We start from the raw sequence: 17,911 nt of genomic DNA on the forward strand, positions 1-17,911 counted from the left end.
AGGGAAGGATCCTTGTCGGGTTCCCTGTTTTTCGACAAAATCGCCCTGCAGAATTTATATTGCGTGATTTGGCGGCATCGCACTGCTGGGTGTCCGCCTTATAGCAAGCGTGGACCAAAACGGCTCCCACGTAATCATGCTCGACGTTGTTGGAAGAAAGGTGGGTCTGAATGTCTTGGAGAATGGCAACTCCATGGGACATCCCATCTGCTCCGGAGTAGGTCATTACGAGTTGACCGGGTCGTTCAAAGCCGCTTACCGAGCCGCTCCCTGCAACGTTCTCGTAGGTGCCAGACAAATCCGGGGCCGACGTGAATGTCACCTTGAAGGGGTGCCCCAGGCCGACGGGGGTGACATCCGTAAAGTCGGGACCGTAGTACACCGAGAGATCACGCAGTATGGAGATGATAACCCGATTGCGGCTTTCAAGTGTCCTCGCATCCCCCGAGGGCGCCACCTGATCTCTCGGGCAACCTTGTTCGGCGCCGCAGTTATTGAGGCGGCCGGCTTGGAAGCAGTTCCTTATGGCCCTCATGCATAAACCAGAGCACCCGTTTGAGGTGACTGCGAAGGGCCTTACGGGCGCGGATTGGCTCTTTGACCGGATCGATACCCAGTACATCCAGCGCCATCTCCTCTTCGCTGGCACTGTCGGCGCAAGCGTCCATGAGCTTCAAATAGAGCTCGAAATGCTTGTCATCATATGCGGTTAGGCTTTCCGACCAGGGGACTTCCGTTGCAATGGTTGGATCAGGCGTTGGGCGCGATCTGCTTTTCATCCATGTCTCGCTTTGGCGATGAACCAGGCCCCCGTTCCAATTCAGAATATCTCCATCTAGCGCACTTTCAACCGTTCTCGGCCTTCTTCGGACAGTCCCCAATCGTTGCATATGGTCGTGGGTTCCAAATTGGCGCACGGCTGCTCGCGACCAATACATCCTCAACTTGGCGAGGCGATGTAACGCCCGGCTGAACCAGAATGGCGCGGGTATTGAGCATCGCCGATTGGATCGAACCTCTTATTTTAGCTTCGCGATAATCTTGTCTGGCTGCTTGCAAGCGTCCATCATGCCGCCGTACATACGCTTAAGGATCTCGCCCATCACCGTACGAGCAGCAAACATTTCCAAAATCGATCTTGCAACTTGAGGCTTTGCGTTACTGCATAGCTGCATTGCACAAAATGTGTTTGCGCATTGCACAACTTTTAGCCATTAAGCTTACAGCTGATGCACGCGATGGTTTCCTCCCATTCCATGGTATCAGCTGTTCCCCTCTGAAGGTTTTGACTTTACACCTAAAGGGCCTCGGTTTTCCGATGCCCTTTTTTTGGCGGTCGCCACGTCGTTAATGGAACGCGGCTCGATCGCCGGTTCAGCCATCAGGCTTTGGAACCCGTTCTGCCCGGCCGACCCCTCCCGACAACAGTCTGACCTTCGCCAGCCTTCTACGGGCAAGCGTTCGCGCCAAAAGTTCAAAGCCGCGTCCGTAACATTCGACGATGAAAGCCAATGTCATCAGGTCGAGCAGAAACTCGTCGATCGCATGTGTGAGCGCATCAGACTTTTGTCCGAACTGAAGGAGCAGGGCGCGCGCGTCTTCGATCGCGGCCTGGCAATCGTCTGCATCTATCAGGGAACTGATCCTGTCAAAGATCTGCAAGCGTCCTCACTTTTCGGAAGCCACACTCAGCATCGAACGCCGCTGATGAGTGAGTTTCCAACAAAAGAACAGGGTAACGTTTCGCGAAAAATCGCTCGGCCGCGCGTCGATCGAGCATGATGCCTCAAATGACATGTGAATCCCGGCTCACCAAGATGTCGTTGAAGGCGAGTGAGCCGGCCCATGTCTGCGTCCCGGCCGCCTGACAACTGGTCAGGAGGAACTGTGGCCACATTCGTCGTAGGCAAATGGGCCATCTATTCTTAAGCCGCCACGGTTCAGCCTAGATTACATGGGAAGCGACAATAACGGAAAGAAAAGGTTCGCAAAATGAGTAGGGTGGCTGGATCAAACGAAGATTTGGCTGCACCAACGACCTTTGGGCCACTTCTGCAGCCCACCTTTCGCTCGATCTGGCTCGCCACGCAGGTTTCAAGCCTCGGCTGGTTGATGCAGACTGTCGCCATCAGCTGGCTGATGGCAACGATCTCGACTTCCGATCTGATGGTTGCGTTGGTTCAGGCTTCATCGAACCTGCCCGCCTTCGTCTTGTCTGTCTTCGCCGGGGCTCTCGCTGACAATTTCAGCCGGCGCCGGGTCATGTTCGCCGGTCGGTGCCTTATGGTGACTGCCTCCGCGATGCTGACCGCATCGCTGGCGCTGGGCTTTGTCAGTCCGTGGATGATCCTCGGCTTCAGCTTCTTGATCGCAAGCGGCGGTGCTCTCAATGATCCGGCCTGGCAAGCGTCGGTTGGCGATATTGTGGATCGACGAGATGTTCCCGCTGCCGTCACCCTGCTTTCTGTTGGATTCAATACCGTCCGGACTGTGGGCCCGGCGCTCGGCGGCATTGTAGTTGCCTCGTTTGGCCTTATGGCGGCATTCGCGGTGACCACGCTCACCTATTTCGTACCCTTGGCCACTATTTGGCGCTGCAAGTGGAAGGTTCGTTCTTCCCCTCTTCCACGCGAGTCGATGAGGACGGCGATCTATGACGGGCTGCGCTTCACGGCGATGTCATCGGAAATCAAGGCCGCGATCGCGCGCGGAACCCTCTTTGGCCTGGCGAGCATCGCCATACTCGCGCTGCTGCCGGTGGTTGTCCGCGACCAGCTGGGAGGAGGCCCGCTTGCCTATGGCGCGCTCATGGCTGGCTTCGGGACCGGTGCCGTTTTCGCCGGCCTCTCCAACAGCCTGTTCAGACGGAGCTTGTCGCAAGAAAGGCTGATGAGGCTCTCCTGCGTCGCCTGTGCGGCGTGTTCTCTCTCCCTGGCACTGACATCTTCGATTGCCGTTGCGGCAATTGCACTCGCCTTGGGCGGCGCGGGCTGGGTGACCGCCTGGTCCGGGGTTGGTGTGAGCGTGCAGCTGGCGAGCCCGCGCTGGGTCGTGGGGCGCACCATCTCGATCTACTATGCTTTGATAGACGGCGGCATCGCGCTCGGCAGCTGGGTGTGGGGCACGGTGGCCGAAAACCATTCGTTGACCTGGGCGCTGGAGGGCTCCGCTGGAGCCCTGTTGATCGTCGCTGCAGCCGGCGTTCTCTTTCCTCTTCGAGAGCACCGCGACTCCGAGCCCGATCCCTTGGAGGAATTCGATGCCCCAGCTGTCTCTCTCAACTTGAAGCCGAGGAGCGGCCCGATCGTGGTCAAGATCGAATATCTGATAGCCGAGAGAAATCTCGAGGCCTTCCTCGACCTCATGCGGCAGCGGCGCCATGTACACAGCCGCGTCGGTGCTCGGAACTGGACGCTCCAGCGGAACCTGCAGAAGCCTATGCATTGGACAGAAACGTTCCGCACGCCGACCTGGACGGACTACCTTCGCCTCAATCATCGTCTGACGGAAGTGGACAAGGAACTGGACGAGCGTGTCTTTCAGCTGCACGCGGCCGAGACCCCACCTCAAATGACCCTTTCCATCGAGCGGCCGACAAGCTCGGCCCGCAAGCCCGAGCACTCAGCTTTTCGCCATCCCCGTCATTGAAGCCCGGCCGGCACAGAAAACGCGATTCTTGTCTATCGCGCTCAAACCGGTGCGGGAGACGGACAATCCACCAAAATTCGATGATGGGTGGCAGAGAAGAACCCCAGGCTGAGAGTGCGACCGATCGGTCCCGACGGTGAAGCGGAGCCTGGGGCTACAGCGGCACGCGACTATTGCCGCGTGTCACCTTTTGAATTTAAAGTCTTCCTCAGTCCGCCTCGCTGATCCGGGCCAACGCTATCTTGAGGTTGGCATTTTGTCCCGCCAGCTCGCTGAGACGATCACGTTCGGCGGCGACCACATCCGGACTGGCGTTGGCAACGATGCACCCGCGCGGAGCGTGCTGTTGCTGGAAGCAGGAAGGCATGATCGGCCAAAGCCGGGAGAGGTGCTGCCGGCAGTAGCGAATGGGCTGCTGCGTCAGCTTGGTGTCTGGACGCCGTTCGCCGAGGCCGGCTTCGTTGAAAATCGTGCGCTTGTTTCGGTGTGGGCCAATGAAGTTCCCAGCGAGCGGCACGGCATGTTTTCCGCTCAAGGTGCCGGCTGGCAGCTCGACCGGACGCGATTCGACCGGCTGATGGTGCAGGCGGCCAAGGCGGCAGGTGTGGACACGCGGTTTGGCTCGGCCGTGGGTTCGGCAGTGCGCGACGATCAAGGCTGGCTGCTCAAGCTGGCCGATGAAGCTATCGTTGCCCGCGCACGTGGTTTGGGCGACCGGTCGCAGTTGGAGGCCGGCGCGATGTTTCGGCGCCAAGCTCACCATGCACGGACATCTTGCCGCCTACACACGCTTTTTCGACCGCGCACCGGGCGATTGCAGCATGGTCGTCGAGGCGCGTCCCGAAGGCTGGTGGTACAGCGCCGACTTGCGCGTGCCTCACCGATCCGGATCTGGGCAGCGAACTGCGCAAAGCCGGACATTGGTACCGCGCTTTAGCCGCAACGCAGTCCATCGCGCCGCTCGTGCCGCCCAACGCAATCGAGACCGCCAGCATGATCAAGGCGGCGGGAACCGCAACGATCGATCCCGCCGCCGGTGACCGCTGGGTCGCGGCGGGCGACTGCCTGTTCTGTGCCGATCCACTGTCATCACGCGGGATCGTGCATGCACTCCGCTCAGGGATCCTGGCGGCCTACGCGGCATCGGACATGCTGGACGGGCGTGGCGATTCGCCTGCGCCCGCTATGCAAAATCACCACACGCGGCTTTGCCGATTAGCTCCCGGCGCTGGCTGCCCACTATGCAGCCGCCGCGCAACGGGACACGCCTTTCTCGCAGCGGCGGCGCAGCCATGTCTTCCACGCGTCTAGCATCGAAGGAGGGAGGTCAGAGGTGGTCGCGGGACGGGGTGCTCGGCATTTATGAAGCGACCGAGCGCCAGCGAGTGGTCGTCGGCGGGCTCGATGGCGGCATCAGGTCAGGGAACTCGGCCTCCATGATCATCTCCGATTTAATTCAAATTTATCTGTATATATTGACGATTGCACTACCTTCACCTCGTAGACGGCAATGCGGGCGGGTAGAGAGGGTTCTATGATATGACAAGCGATTTTTCCGCCGCCCGAGTGCATTTAGATCGAGCGTATGACTACCTTTGTGGGGATGACCCGATGAGTCAAAGGGGCCGCGAAGCCTTGGACCTGCTAATTGAGGCGGTTGCCGTCGAAGAGTTCAAGCAGCCACGCCAAAGCGCTGAGGTGCTAAGGTTTCCGATCGGGCGCCGCTGCTGAGGTAGTCTCCACGGCCGCCATGTAGCCTCGCGGGTGAGGCGCTCACGGCAGGGACTCGCCGCCCCGTGAGGGCCGGGAACGAACGCATTGGCAAACGGAAAGCCCACTTGCCAGACCAGCGCCCGGCCGGCGTGGCAAGTAGGCCGGCGGTTCCAAGCGGAGACATTGATGCCGGACTATGTTGTGCTTTGCATCGCATTAAGCTGCTGCGGGATATACGTAACGCCATCCCTAAACACATCGAATGCGGCAGCGACAGCGCGAATCCCAAAGCGATGCTCCCGCCGTACGCGGACAAAGCCGTTTTCGAAGTCCACTATCCCGTCCTTGGCCAGCATGGCCAAGCGCTCAGCCGAATCGCGAAGATGGATCGGATCAGATCCGTGGGCGACACAGATTGCCGGCACGTCAGCCTCGAAATCGCACATTAATCGCTCGATAATTGCGGCTCGCACGCGGTCGTCGTCTGTGAGGCGATGGCCCTTCGATGTCGCCAGTCGGCCAGCTGCGATGTGCCGGATGTAGGAATCCCGTGTAACTTCGTTTTGAACGTATCCTTGGCCGATGCGGCCGATAGCCGACGCGCCGAAACCGATCAGGGTTCTGCAGGTATCGGCCGAGTAGCCCAACGAGTTACGTCGCAGGCGACCTGTTTCCTGTGCCAGCGCGAGCTCGTCGTCCGGCAAGGCGAAATGGTCGAGCCCGATCTGTCGGTAGCCGGCGGCAATCAGCGTCACGGTGACAGCCGCATACTGTTCAGCGCGGGCAGCGCTGTCGGGAAGAAATTCCGCCTCGATGAGGCGCTGATTCTTTATTTGGGATGGGATGTGCGAGTAGCCGAACAAGGCAAGCCGGTCGGGGCGCATGGCGACCGCCGCCCTCACTGTTTCGACGCACGACTCCACCGTTTGACGCGGCAGGCCGTAGATGAGGTCGAAGTTGATGCGGCTTACTCCATGCCGGCGCAGCATTTCCACGGCAGCCGACGTCTGGGCCTCGCTCTGGATCCGGTTGATCGCTTTTTGAACAATGGGATCGAAGCTCTGTACGCCCAGGCTCGCGCGGTTCACGCCGGCCGCTCCCAAGCCTTCCGCCATCTCGGGCGTGAGCGTGCGTGGATCGATCTCGATGGCGACCGTAGCTGTTTTCGAGATGGCGAAGCGGCATCGCAGGAACTCCATCAGAGCGAGGAACTCGGCTGGTCCGATGAGAGACGGCGTTCCGCCGCCGAAATGTATGTCGCTCACGGGCAACGTCTTCGGCACTCGCACCGAAACCAGACGGATCTCGTCACGCAGCGCCGCCAGATAGTTGAGGATGGGCGCATCACGGCGGGTGATGGTGGTTGGGAAGCCGCAATACCAGCAGGCTGATCGGCAGAACGGAACGTGCAGATAGAGTGACACCGGATCATCAGCCGGCAGGTTCCTGAGCCATTCCTCATAAGCCTCGGCGCCGACCGCCCCAGAGAACTCCGACACAGCCGGATAGATAGTGTACCAAGGCAGCCGGGCCTCTCGAAATTTCGTGGTCTGCAACGGTCACCGTCCCATGCTGATAACATCCAACCTTACCGCTGCGCTCGCCTGCGTCTTTGCGCTATGTCAGTCCGTTCCGCTTTGGGCTCGAAATTTTTTAGCAATGGGCGCCGTTCAGTCTTGGCTGGACAGCGATGGTCTGAGCGCACTCGGTCAGCGTGGTGTTCCCGCCGCAACCCTCACGCGCACCGTTTTGTTCCACCGTACCTTCCCTTCATCTGCGCGTGGGAGATTCTTCTGAGCGCAGATGCCGCATCCGACGAGACAATACGGTGTTGGGACCAGACTTTGCTCGCCAGCTAGCGCCGCCCCATAGTGATCTCTGCCATCTCGATGAGCTCGTTGTGTGAATTGCTGGCAAGAAGCATTAGCTGTGGCGCGCCGCTTTCAGGACGAGAACCTGCTCGACGCGACCGTCAGGTCCGCCGCACTGCCAAGGCTAGCGCCTACTGATTCAGTGGTGCAAGGCTGCGGCGCGTGGTTATCGACCATCAGCTCGCCAAAGTGACGGCGTCGTACCGGGCGGTGGCCGCCGCATGATGCCTCAACGGCGGGGCTCACAGCAAACAATGCCGTCGCCATTAAGCCAAACTGTCGCGAAGCGAACAGACGAGCCGTAGCCGAAAGATTTGCCGTTCCTGCTTGGGTGGATCCGCAAGGCAAAAAGAACGGAAGCGGGAACCAAGGTCCGCCCGCACATTTGAGCTTCAAGCCGCAGCTGGGTCGTCAGGATGGTACGTTATTTGCAGTAGTACCCTTTGTAAGGCCCACCGCGGAGGTGAAAAGGGGTGATTGTATAAAAATGTTGTATGACCGTCCGGGAGTGATAACTGCTTAATATATGTGACAACAAGTCTCAGTCACATTCTAAGCTCCTGAGTATTAGCACGACAGGTGCAGCAACACTCCTAGAATTCAGCTTGATGCGCTATCAATCGTTTGCTTAGCAAAAATCATTTACCGGTCTCGATTCCTTTTACTATTTAGACGGAGATCAACAATGACCATTGGGAGCCTCCTCCTCGGCTCAACTGCGGCACTGATCGCCGCTTCCGACGCTCGCGCCGTGATCATCGTCCCCGAGCCTGATCCCACTGAGTACCTCAAGATCTGCGACGTCTACGGCTCCAGCTACGTCTATATTTCAGGCACCGAGACCTGCCTGCGCATCGGCGGCTATCTTAGCTACTACGTGGGCTTGGGCGATGTCGGATTGTTTTACCACGCAAGAACCTCAGATGTGAGGACTGGTGAGGATCAGGGTACATGGCAAAACAACACGCGCTTCACACTGAAAGCTTGGACCGGCCAGGAGACCGAACTCGGCACGTTGAAGACCTACACCGAAACCCGCGTGAATTTCGGTAACCGCCACACTTCGGTTTCGGACAGTTCTCGGTCCTATGCCTTCAACGGAGACAGCATCTTGACTTTCGCCTGGATTCAGCTTGGTGGCCTCCGAGTTGGTAAGGACTGGTCGGCCTTCGACATGTTTATTGGCGGCGCGGGTGACGTACTCAACCAGACGCCGGTTCCGTACGGCGCTTTGGATACCAATGTGGTCCAGTACTACTTCGACGCCGGGAACGGCTTTTCGGCCGTGGTTTCGCTCGAAGAAGGCTCAGGCGTGGTCGGCACAATCGACAACTACGCTCCGCACATAGTCGGCGGCTTGAAATACACACATGGCTGGGGAGCGATCACCGGCGTTGCTGGTTATGATAGCAACTACGAATCGGTGGCCGCCAAGGTCCGTGTCGACATCAATGTCACCAACGAACTGTTGCTGTTCGGAATGTTCGGCTACGGTTCCAATGGCAAGCTCAACGACGACCCCATGAACGCGATCGACGCTCATGGTCGCGGCTTCTATAAGATTTGGGGCGGGAACTGGGCTATCTGGGCTGGCGCCGCTTACGAGCTCAACGAGACAACTTCGTTGAACCTTCAGCTCTCAGGTGATCAGCTCAAGAACTATGGTGTCGCTGCGAACGTCGCCTACGCGCTTCTTCCAGATTTCACAGTTACGGCTGAACTCGACTATGACCGCTACGGAGGCTCCGCCGTCGGAAAGGTGAAAGCTTCCGAAGTGAACTGGACCAATGCCAACAAGAAGAGCAGTGTCGGCGGTATCCTGCGTTTCGAACGCTCATTCTAATGCGATGAAGCGTTGAGCTCCGAGGTCCAGTTGATGCGCGGACATTTCCCCTACATTCCGTTGATTGTGGATCCACGGCTCGGACGGCCGTCGTACGCGGCGACCGTCATGGAGCTCAGGTTTGACGCCGTGCTCCTGAACACGGCGGTCCCGAGGGCGGCCGATCCGGTCGGCATGGCGCGTGCGTTCGGCAAAGCGGTCGATGCCGGTCGTGAAGCTTTCAGCTCGGGAATGCTCGAACCGCGCTACCCACCGACGATCGGCAGGGCCGTCTTCTCATGAAGTCGTGGACGTGCCGGCGGGATTGACCGGCTGGTGCCGCTCGGCGTGAGTCTGGTGCAGCTCCGGATAAAGGATATGGACGAGAAAGGACTGCAGACGGAAATCCGCTGCGCGAACGACGCCTGCGCGGTCCATGGTTGCCAAGTGAGCGTCAACGACTATTGGCGCACGGCAATCGAGGAAGGCTGCGACTCGTCCATCTTGGTCAAAAGGATTTGGCTGCCGCCGATGCTGACGATGAAATACGCCGGATTGAAGCTCGGCCTTTCGATCCACGATCACACCGAACTGCGCCAGTGGCCGAGCCGGAGTATGTGGCGCTCGGCCCAGTCTATCCAACTAGCCTCAAGAAGATGAATGGGCGTCGCAAGGGCTCGAGCGGATCAGCGAGTGGAAGCACCAGGTCGCGCCGATCCCATTGGTCTCCATCGGCGGCCTCAACCTGACCGGCTCGAAGGCGTTTTTCGAGGCTGGCGCCGAAAGCGCAGCCGTGGTCACCGACCTTGCGCTGAACGACGCCCCAGAAGCGCGCACGCGAGAATGGATCAAAAGACAGAACAATAGCGCTGGGGCGAGAACCGCATGTGCTCGTTGTTGTAGGGTCTGATTCCCGCGGTGGGGCTGGAATTGCCCGCGAGATCGAGACGATCGCTTGCCTTGACGTGCGCACCTGCCTTGCTGTCAGCGCGCTGACGGTGCAAACCCAGGAAGACGCCTTGGAAATCCAAGTTACGCAACCCGGTCTGGTGGCGGATCAGATGCGCGCTGCGCTTCAGGCTAACAGAGTGGCCGGCACCAAGGTTGGCATGCTCGCAACAGCTGAGATCATCGTCGCTGCGGTTGCCGCTGTGCTGCGCGAATATCGGGCGCATATCGACAGTCCAGATCCGGTGCTGGCTTCCACGTCAGGCGAGCGCTTCTTGAAGCAAGCGCCATCCCGCATCATGAAGTAGCATCTGATGCCGCTTGCCGTGTCGACACCCAATGTCATTGAACTGGCGCTGCTTGCCGGCTCACAGCTAGCGGCCAATGAGGTCGGCGCGCTTCAAGAAGGACCACAAGCCATCCCGTCTGCTGGACTACTCCTCCACCATTCGAGACACGGATGGTTCCTATCCAGACAATTGATTTTATCAATCTGCGACAATACCGCATAGCGGCGCCGGCGGAATGATCACCGGTAGCAAGACGAGCTGTTTTCAGTGGCCTGCAGGACGCGCACCGCGACCGAGGTACAAGCCAGCTCGTCTGCAGCCATGTTCGGATCGGCCCGCATCGGTGCGGGATTGCCGGCGGAACGCTCTATTCGTGCAGCTGTGACGGCAGTCATCTCACCGGGGCCATCCTGCCGATGGATGGCCGGCAGTCGGTGCAGCATGGGCTGACACTGTTCACGGAATGAAGCCGCTCGCGCTTCGGACGTTCGAAATGGAGGACATTAGCTTGGAACCGATCAGTCTCGACGAGCTTCTGGCCAGCGTCGGCAAGGAAGTCGGCCTGTCGCCGTGGCGGGTGGTCTCGCAGCGGATGATCGACCAGTTCGACGAGTCCACCGATGACCACCAGTTCATCCACTGCGATCCGGAGCGCGCCAAGCGCGAGACGCCGTTCGGCGGCACCATCGCACATGGCTTCCTGTCGCTTTCGCTTTTGTCGGCGATGACTTTCGAGACCATGCGGCCGCTCGAAAACTGCAAGATGGGTGTCAACTATGGCTTCGAATCGCTGCGCTTCCTGGCGCCGGTGAAAACCGGATCGCGCATCCGCACCCGTTTCGTACTGGCCGACATCAAGGTCAGGCCGTCGGGCTGGGTGCAGACGGCGCTGGGCGTGACGATTGAGATCGAGGGCTCGAAAAAGCCGGCGCTGACCGCGCGCTGGTTGACGCTGACGCTGATCAAACGCCAGCCGGAGGCGGCCTGAATTGCTCAACGAGCGTCAGCAGAGACGATCTTCACGTGCCGGGGCGATGTAGGCGACCAGTGCGCACCGATCGGCAACGCGGCCACGGGGGTCGGCTAGATAGAGTGGCAGGAATGCCTAATCGGGGCTCCGTCTCGGAAGGGGCGTCGATGTATCGGAAGCGCTTCGGCTTTCGGCGCTGCATTCCTTCTTCACGAAGGTCCATGGAGAATTCCCGACCACGGGGTCGACAGATCGGCTTGTGATCGGAGTGGGCAGATCCTCCCCGACTGAATCTGCCAATAGAGTTATCGAGTCAACCGGGTCGAACTTGAGGTCGCGGGTGTCGCTGATCGGCTGCTCGTCGAGCTCGAGAGCTGCCAGCCAAAGGCAGAACACGGCGATGCCAAGAGCTCCGCAGTTGATGTGGACGCCCAGAGAGTACAGACCGACGAGTACCCGGCGGGCGAACTTGCTATTGGTAGCGCGCCAGACCAGTCGCGAGAAAGCCTCGATGAGAAGGCCCCCGAGCCGCACGCGGGATCGACTACAGTGGCGTTTGGCGAGAGGCCTTCGAAGACAAGATCGAGTGTAAGATGGACGAGCTCGACACGCGTATCGCGCAGTCCCTGCGATCGCGCCTTGTCCGCGGCGCTCGTGCGTGCGAACTGTTGGTAGATCGAGCTGACTAGATGAACCGGGATGGCATTAAAGCGGAACTGGAAGAGACGTCCCTGGCCGAACTAAGCAAGATCAATCCAGCCATCGCTAGAGGTAGGCGAACACGAGACGTTCGGACTCCGTGCCGCTGAAATCCTCAAATTAAATCGGCCGGACCGTTGGAGCTATCATCACCCGCTTGGCTTCCAGAGCTACGGAGCGGGTTGATTATCTGAACGTCCTCGAAGTCCTTTTCATTGTCAGTCACTACGACACACTCGTTGGCTTCAGCTATAGCGGCAATGATTGTGTCTAGGGCGCTCCGCGAACGGCCTCTGGCTTTGCCGTTGGCCATCAGCCGCGCCCACACGAGGCCAGCTTTCTCGTCGAACGATAGCACGCGGCCAGCGAACAGCGCTGGCGGGCCTTCGGAGCCCTCGAACCAAGTTTCAAGGCTGCTGCGCTTTTTCCCCTTCGGCTTCTCTAGGATGCCTCGGCGAATTTCGGCGACAGTAAGCGAAGCAATGAAGAGGTCTTCGTCCTTCTGCGCGCCCATCCAGGCCAGCAACGAGCCCGAAGGCTCCGGCTTTATGACGTTGCTGATGATATTGGTATGAAGAAGGTAGCGCGTCACAGGTCGATCTTGCGCCCCTCTTCGCGCGGCCGGCTGAGGTCGAGACTGGAGCCAACCAGAGGCGAGCGACGCAACGCGGCGAGAATGCTGCCCGCTTTCGGTGGCTCACCCGCCACCGCTTGCTGTATGGTCCGACGAAGCTGTCGGGCATCCGGCCCGCTCTCCGTTAATTTTCGGGCAAGAGTTCGCAGTAGATCGCGGTCTGCGTCGAACGCCTGGATCTCGAACCGCGCGATGCCGCGCTCAGCCAGGCGAGAGCGATAATTCTCGATCGCTCTCTTCTGTGCAGTGTTGCCCATCGCGTGCCTCCGTTCTCTATCCGGATATATAGCCATGGCTTCTTCGGAGCACAAGGTGCCCCGTCATCGGCCAGCACTGGCTCCTGCGCGACGCGCGTTATTGATCACAAGAATTTCCATCTTGTCGAAGCACTGTGACTTGGCATCATTGTCGCGAAACGGAGTATTTCGCGTCAGGACAGGAACGCGATCATAGCGCGACCGAAACGTGCAACAGCCGAAAAGCTCGTGTGGTCGCCGGAGCGGCCCACGAATCGGCTGTGCCTGCGTCGCCGAAGCCCGATCGACGCTTCGTCAATCTGGTCCGGCTGCTGGCGCGACAGGCCGCACGGGATTTCGTTCAGGCCGAAACGGATAGCCAAACGCGAGACCGCGTCCCGGAGTAAGGGGCCGCCTCATGAAGGTCGCGCTTGGCGCTCGCTACTCAACTGACAATCACCGAGACGCCTCGATCGAGGATCAGTTGCAGCTCTGCTGCTTGCGTGCTGAAAAGCAAGGCTGGACAGTCGTCGACAGCAATACCCACCGCGCGATCTGCGGCGCGTCGCTGTTGCGTCCCGGCCTTCAGGAGCTGATCATCGATGCGATGCAGGGCAAATTCCTGATCGTGCTCGCAGAGGCGATGGATCGCCTGACCATGACCGCTGCAAACCGGGAGCAGGCCAGGCTGGGCAAACGTTGCAACAGATCCTTCAAGGAAATTCATAGACTCTTAGCAACTCCGGCTCGCTGTGAATGGTAGGCTTATTGCAACGTCTGAGGTCAGTGGTTCCAAACCGTGGCCCCGCTTATCTTCGACTCGCCGAACTGCTTGCAATTTCGGCTAAAGGCAAGAAGAGCGCCCATTTGTCTGTTCGACACAGGATATCGACGGTCGTCACGGCCACCGAGATTTGTCCGGTCGTTGGACAACCTTCGAAATCTGCAGCTTCTGTGGAGAACGCGAAATGAGAAATTCGGCAGGACTTGGTCCTGAGCCATGATGACACTGGTTAGTCGCCTACGCATGGCAGCGCATCCAGACCGCCTTCGAATCCTGGGCCTTTGTGCGCATGCGGACCTAACTGTCTGCGAGCTAGCGGAGATTCTGGGCGTGTGTCGAGAGCGGGTTGCGCGACACGTCCGGCTGCTCGCCAGAGCCGACTTTCTTTGCTGCAACGAACAGCCTCCGTGGCGCTCGTACCATCTCAACGCAGGATCCAACGACGGCGGGCTGGTTCAATTATTGGTGGATCTCCTGCCCCATCGCGACGGCTATCATAAACAGGACCTGCAGCGGCTCGAAGCGGTACGAGACACGCGGCCGAAGGGGACCGCGTGCTTGATCGTGAAATAGGTCAATCCAATTGGAGCGCGAAGCTACCATGGACAACTCCGCAGACGGTGCGATCGCACAGCCCGACACCCACGGGCGGTCTTCCTTGGCCGCGGTTGATTGCCGCGTTCACGAGCTGCTTCTGAGACAGGAGCGGCAGGAGCGGACGACCCTCAAGCTCATCGCCTCAGAGAACTTTGCGTCCTCGGCCGTGCTGGAAGCGAACGGCTCGATTTTCACGAACAAGTACGCCGAGGGGTACCCCGGTGCGCGCTACTACGCTGGAAACGAGATCGTTGATGAGCTTGAGAATCTAGCCATTGAGCGCCTGAAAACACTATTTGGCAGCGAGCATGCCAACGTCCAGCCTTATTCCGGCTCGCCGGCCAACCAGGCTGTCTATCGTGCGCTTTTGAGTCCCGGTGACATAGTCATGGGCTTGCCCCTTCCGGAAGGGGGCCATCTGACTCATGGTTGGGCCATCAACTTTTCCGGTACTGACTATCAACGCGTGCCCTATGGGTTGGATGAAACGACACAGCAGATTGACTATGACCGCTTGCGCGAGACAGCCAAGCGGGAACGGCCGCGGCTCATTTGGGTCGGCGGAACTGCTTACCCGCGTGTCTTTGACTACGCGGCAATGGCAGAAATTGCCCTGGAAGCGAACTCCTATCTCGTAGCCGACATTGCGCACATCAGCGGCCTGATTGCCGCGGGAGCGCACCCGAATCCCGTGGGCCATTGCGACGTGGTCAGCAGCACGTCCCACAAGTCGATCCGCGGTCCCCGCGGTGGCTTCATTTTGTCAAGGAACGAAGATCGCTATCAGGCCCTGTATCATACAAAGAGCAAATACAATCTCGCCAGACGAATAGACCGGGCGGTCTTCCCTCACCTGCAAGGCGGGCCTCACATGAATGCCATCGCTGCGCTAGCGGTTGCCTTGCACGAAGCCGCGAACCCGTCCTTCCGAAGCTACGGCCAACAGACGGTCAAGAACGCCAAGGCTCTGGCACATGCACTGCTTGAGCGAGGTCATGACCTGGTGACCGGGGGGACGGACAATCACATGCTGATCCTTGATCTTCGCAATCGGCCACTATCGGGCAAGGCCTATGCCGAGCGACTAGCAAAGGCAGGAATCATCACAAACTTCAATATGGTGCCTGGCGACCCGCGGGATCCGGCGGTCACAAGCGGAATTCGCCTGGGGGCACCAGCAGTGACGTCAATGGGCATGCGCGATGTGGAAATGGAGCAAATTGCTGGCTTCATTGACTCCGTCCTCCAGCGGCCAGACGACGAAGATCTCCATGCCTGCGTGCGAAGAGACGTTGCCGACTTGTGCGCTGCGTTCGAGGTCCCGGGCATCTCCGACAAGTAAGGTGGGCCAAGCAAAATGCCCATACCACATCCAACACCCGAAGCGAGGTATTCATGGCTAGGCAGTTCGTGTTCTCTTCCGAATCGGTTGGCGCGGGGCACCCGGATAAGTTGGCCGACAACATCTCGGATGCCATCCTCGACGCCATCCTCCGCACAGATCCCAAGGCGCGCGTCGCCTGTGAAGCGTTGGTAAAATCAGGGATAGTCGTTCTGGCTGGCGAGATTACCAGCGATGCCCAGGTGGATTACAGCCAAGTTGCGCGCGATACGATTCTCGACATTGGGTACGACGACGAGGCCGTCGGCTTCGACGGCCGGCGTTGCTCCGTCGTCCATGCCCTCACCGAGCAGTCGCCCGACATCAGCCAAGGCGTTGACGAGGGAAGAGGGCAAGACCTCCAGCAGGGAGCGGGAGATCAGGGCCTCATGTTCGGCTACGCATGCCGCGAAACCGATACCCTGATGCCTTTGCCGATCCAGCTCGCTCATCGCTTGACGAAACGGCAGGCGTATGTCCGGAAGGCACAGCTTGGCTGGTTGCGTCCTGACATGAAGTCCCAAGTCTCAGTGCGCTATGAGCGGTTGCGCCCGGTCGCCCTGGATACGATCGTCGTGTCGACGCAACATGACGAGCAGGTCTCGCAAGAGACTGTCCGCGAGGGCGTCATTGAGGAAATCATAAAGCCTGTCCTGCCGACCCACCTGGAGACGGAAGGCATCAGAATTCTGGTCAACCCGACGGGGCGGTTCGTAGTCGGCGGGCCGCGCGGCGACTGCGGTCTCACTGGACGCAAGATCATCGTCGATTCCTATGGCGGGATGGGTCGTCATGGCGGCGGCGCCTTCTCGGGCAAGGACCCGTCCAAGGTTGACCGCTCGGCTGCCTATGCGGCCCGCTATGTCGCAAAGAACATCGTCGCCAGCGGACTTGCGGACGTGTGCGAGGTGCAGCTTGCTTACGCAATCGGCGTGGCCAGTCCGGTTTCCGTCATGGTCAACACGTTCGGGACAGCCAGGGTTGAGGAAAGCAGGATCGAGCGCCTCATTCTTGAGTTGTTCGATCTCAGACCGAAAGGCATTATCAAGATGCTTGATCTCTTGCGCCCTATATACCGCAATACAGCCACCTATGGCCATTTCGGCCGTGAAGAGCCTGATTTCACCTGGGAGAAGACAGACAGGGCGGACGAATTGCGTCGCGAGGCAGGACTCGCCGCCCCGTGAGAGCCGCCGGCGAACGGATTGGCAAGCGGAAAGCCCATTCCCACCGGGCGGACCCGCGCCTGGCAGGTGGCGAGAAGCCGGCTCGGGTTTTTTGGCGGAGATTTTGATGCCGGATTATGACGTGCTTTGCATCGGCAATGCCATTGTCGACATCATCGCCCAGTGCGACGAGGAATTCCTCGACACCAACGGCATCATCAAGGGCGCGATGAACCTCATCGATACAGAGCGCGCCGAACTGCTCTACAGCCGCATGGGCCCGGCGATCGAAGCCTCCGGCGGCAGCGCCGGCAACACGGCGGCCGGCGTCGCCAGCTTCGGCGGCCGCGCCGCCTTCTTCGGCAAGGTCTCCAGCGATGCGCTCGGCGAAATCTACGCCCACGACATCCATGCGCAGGGTGTCGCCTTCGACACCAGGCCGCTCAAGGGCGAGCCGCCGACAGCGCGCTCGATGATCTTCGTCACCCCCGACGGCGAGCGCTCGATGAACACCTATCTCGGCGCCTGCGTCGAGCTTGGCCCTGAGGATGTCGAGGCCGACAAGGCGTCCGGTGCCAAGGTCACCTATTTCGAAGGCTATCTGTGGGATCCGCCGCGCGCCAAGGAAGCGATCCGGCAGACGGCCAAGCTGGCGCACGCGGCGGGCCGCGAAGTCTCCATGACACTGTCGGATTCGTTCTGCGTCGACCGCTACCGAGACGAGTTCCTCGACCTGATGCGTTCGGGCACGGTCGATATCGTCTTTGCCAACAGCCACGAGATCAAGTCGCTCTACCAGACATCGTCGTTCGACGAAGCGCTGGCGCAGATCCGCAAGGATTGCCGGATCGCCGCCGTCACCCGCTCGGAAAAGGGCTCGGTCATCGTGCGCGGCGACGAGACCGTGGTCATCAAGGCGACCGCGATCAAGGAACTGGTCGACACGACAGGTGCCGGCGATCTCTATGCCGCCGGGTTCCTGCATGGCTACACGCAAGGCCGCGACCTGCAGACCTGCGGCGACCTTGGCTCACTGGCGGCCGGATTGGTGATCCAGCAGATCGGCCCCAGGCCAAGGCAGAATTTGCGCCGCGAGGCGGAACGGGCTGGGTTGCTGTAGATGCGCGGGCAACTAACCAGCTGCCCAACCGA

At 59.7% G+C, this 17,911-nt stretch carries 18 protein-coding genes and 1 pseudogene; 14 read left to right on the forward strand and 5 right to left on the reverse strand.

Going from position 1 to position 17,911, the window contains the following annotated elements; genetic code table 11:
* Positions 1-491: 491 nt before the first annotated feature.
* The gene (locus NKG99_RS19185) at positions 492-779 is read right to left on the reverse strand and encodes a hypothetical protein (protein WP_081726247.1); all 288 of its coding nucleotides are present in this window, start codon (positions 777-779) and stop codon (positions 492-494) included.
* Positions 780-1,329: 550 nt separating this feature from the next.
* Here NKG99_RS19185 and NKG99_RS19190 point away from each other — a divergent pair.
* Both NKG99_RS19190 and NKG99_RS19195 read left to right on the forward strand, forming a co-directional pair.
* Positions 1,330-1,782, forward strand: a complete 453-nt coding sequence (locus NKG99_RS19190; RefSeq protein ID WP_352870221.1) for a hypothetical protein — start codon at positions 1,330-1,332, stop codon at positions 1,780-1,782.
* A 210-nt stretch (positions 1,783-1,992) separates the two neighbouring features.
* The gene (locus tag NKG99_RS19195; protein ID WP_352558844.1) at positions 1,993-3,648 is read left to right on the forward strand and encodes an MFS transporter; all 1,656 of its coding nucleotides are present in this window, start codon (positions 1,993-1,995) and stop codon (positions 3,646-3,648) included.
* A gap of 208 nt (positions 3,649-3,856) precedes the next feature.
* Here the strand turns inward: NKG99_RS19195 and NKG99_RS19200 are convergent, their stop codons facing one another.
* Positions 3,857-4,411 (reverse strand): hypothetical protein, encoded by a 555-nt coding sequence (locus tag NKG99_RS19200; protein WP_352870222.1) that lies wholly within the window; start codon positions 4,409-4,411, stop codon positions 3,857-3,859.
* A gap of 776 nt (positions 4,412-5,187) precedes the next feature.
* Here NKG99_RS19200 and NKG99_RS19205 point away from each other — a divergent pair.
* On the forward strand, positions 5,188-5,379 hold the full coding sequence (locus NKG99_RS19205; protein WP_023727257.1) for a hypothetical protein: 192 nt from the start codon (positions 5,188-5,190) through the stop codon (positions 5,377-5,379).
* A gap of 176 nt (positions 5,380-5,555) precedes the next feature.
* Here the strand turns inward: NKG99_RS19205 and hemN are convergent, their stop codons facing one another.
* On the reverse strand, positions 5,556-6,917 hold the full coding sequence (gene hemN, locus NKG99_RS19210; protein ID WP_352538824.1) for an oxygen-independent coproporphyrinogen III oxidase: 1,362 nt from the start codon (positions 6,915-6,917) through the stop codon (positions 5,556-5,558).
* Between the two features lie 1,000 nt (positions 6,918-7,917).
* On the opposite strand from hemN, the gene NKG99_RS19215 reads away from it, so the two are divergent.
* From NKG99_RS19215 to NKG99_RS19240, 6 genes and pseudogenes are all read left to right on the forward strand, one after another.
* Complete coding sequence (locus tag NKG99_RS19215; RefSeq protein WP_352870223.1) at positions 7,918-9,075, forward strand: porin; 1,158 nt, start codon at positions 7,918-7,920, stop codon at positions 9,073-9,075.
* 18 nt (positions 9,076-9,093) lie between these two features.
* A pseudogene (locus NKG99_RS19220) lies at positions 9,094-9,357 on the forward strand (thiazole synthase); the annotation flags it as partial.
* A gap of 75 nt (positions 9,358-9,432) precedes the next feature.
* Positions 9,433-9,714, forward strand: coding sequence for a beta/alpha barrel domain-containing protein (locus NKG99_RS19225; protein WP_352555197.1), 282 nt, complete (start codon positions 9,433-9,435; stop codon positions 9,712-9,714).
* Between the two features lie 55 nt (positions 9,715-9,769).
* The gene (locus NKG99_RS19230) at positions 9,770-9,964 is read left to right on the forward strand and encodes a hypothetical protein (protein WP_502913702.1); all 195 of its coding nucleotides are present in this window, start codon (positions 9,770-9,772) and stop codon (positions 9,962-9,964) included.
* Positions 9,942-10,310 carry a bifunctional hydroxymethylpyrimidine kinase/phosphomethylpyrimidine kinase gene (locus tag NKG99_RS19235; protein WP_245271027.1) on the forward strand — a complete coding sequence of 123 codons (369 nt, stop codon included), beginning with the start codon at positions 9,942-9,944 and terminating at the stop codon, positions 10,308-10,310. Before NKG99_RS19230 ends, NKG99_RS19235 begins: the two co-directional genes overlap by 23 nt.
* Before the next feature lie 475 nt (positions 10,311-10,785).
* Positions 10,786-11,280 carry a MaoC family dehydratase gene (locus NKG99_RS19240; protein WP_352870225.1) on the forward strand — a complete coding sequence of 165 codons (495 nt, stop codon included), beginning with the start codon at positions 10,786-10,788 and terminating at the stop codon, positions 11,278-11,280.
* Between the two features lie 796 nt (positions 11,281-12,076).
* Here the strand turns inward: NKG99_RS19240 and NKG99_RS19245 are convergent.
* A complete protein-coding gene (locus tag NKG99_RS19245) occupies positions 12,077-12,553 on the reverse strand; it encodes a type II toxin-antitoxin system VapC family toxin (protein ID WP_352555193.1) in 477 nt (158 codons plus the stop codon).
* Positions 12,550-12,852 (reverse strand): hypothetical protein, encoded by a 303-nt coding sequence (locus NKG99_RS19250; RefSeq protein ID WP_023737099.1) that lies wholly within the window; start codon positions 12,850-12,852, stop codon positions 12,550-12,552. Before NKG99_RS19250 ends, NKG99_RS19245 begins: the two co-directional genes overlap by 4 nt.
* Before the next feature lie 397 nt (positions 12,853-13,249).
* On the opposite strand from NKG99_RS19250, the gene NKG99_RS19255 reads away from it, so the two are divergent.
* From NKG99_RS19255 to NKG99_RS19275, 5 genes are all read left to right on the forward strand, one after another.
* Positions 13,250-13,594, forward strand: a complete 345-nt coding sequence (locus NKG99_RS19255) for a recombinase family protein (RefSeq protein WP_352870226.1) — start codon at positions 13,250-13,252, stop codon at positions 13,592-13,594.
* A 264-nt stretch (positions 13,595-13,858) separates the two neighbouring features.
* Positions 13,859-14,188, forward strand: a complete 330-nt coding sequence (locus NKG99_RS19260) for an ArsR/SmtB family transcription factor (protein WP_245260337.1) — start codon at positions 13,859-13,861, stop codon at positions 14,186-14,188.
* Between the two features lie 28 nt (positions 14,189-14,216).
* Positions 14,217-15,554, forward strand: a complete 1,338-nt coding sequence (gene glyA / locus NKG99_RS19265) for a serine hydroxymethyltransferase (RefSeq protein ID WP_352870227.1) — start codon at positions 14,217-14,219, stop codon at positions 15,552-15,554.
* A gap of 53 nt (positions 15,555-15,607) precedes the next feature.
* On the forward strand, positions 15,608-16,780 hold the full coding sequence (metK, locus tag NKG99_RS19270) for a methionine adenosyltransferase (protein ID WP_352870228.1): 1,173 nt from the start codon (positions 15,608-15,610) through the stop codon (positions 16,778-16,780).
* A gap of 106 nt (positions 16,781-16,886) precedes the next feature.
* Entirely contained in the window at positions 16,887-17,879 is a 993-nt protein-coding gene (locus tag NKG99_RS19275; RefSeq protein WP_352870229.1) for an adenosine kinase, read from the forward strand.
* Positions 17,880-17,911: the final 32 nt, after the last annotated feature.

It is taken from the genome of Mesorhizobium sp. M1409 (assembly GCF_040317535.1).
In the GTDB taxonomy this organism is placed as follows: domain Bacteria; phylum Pseudomonadota; class Alphaproteobacteria; order Rhizobiales; family Rhizobiaceae; genus Mesorhizobium.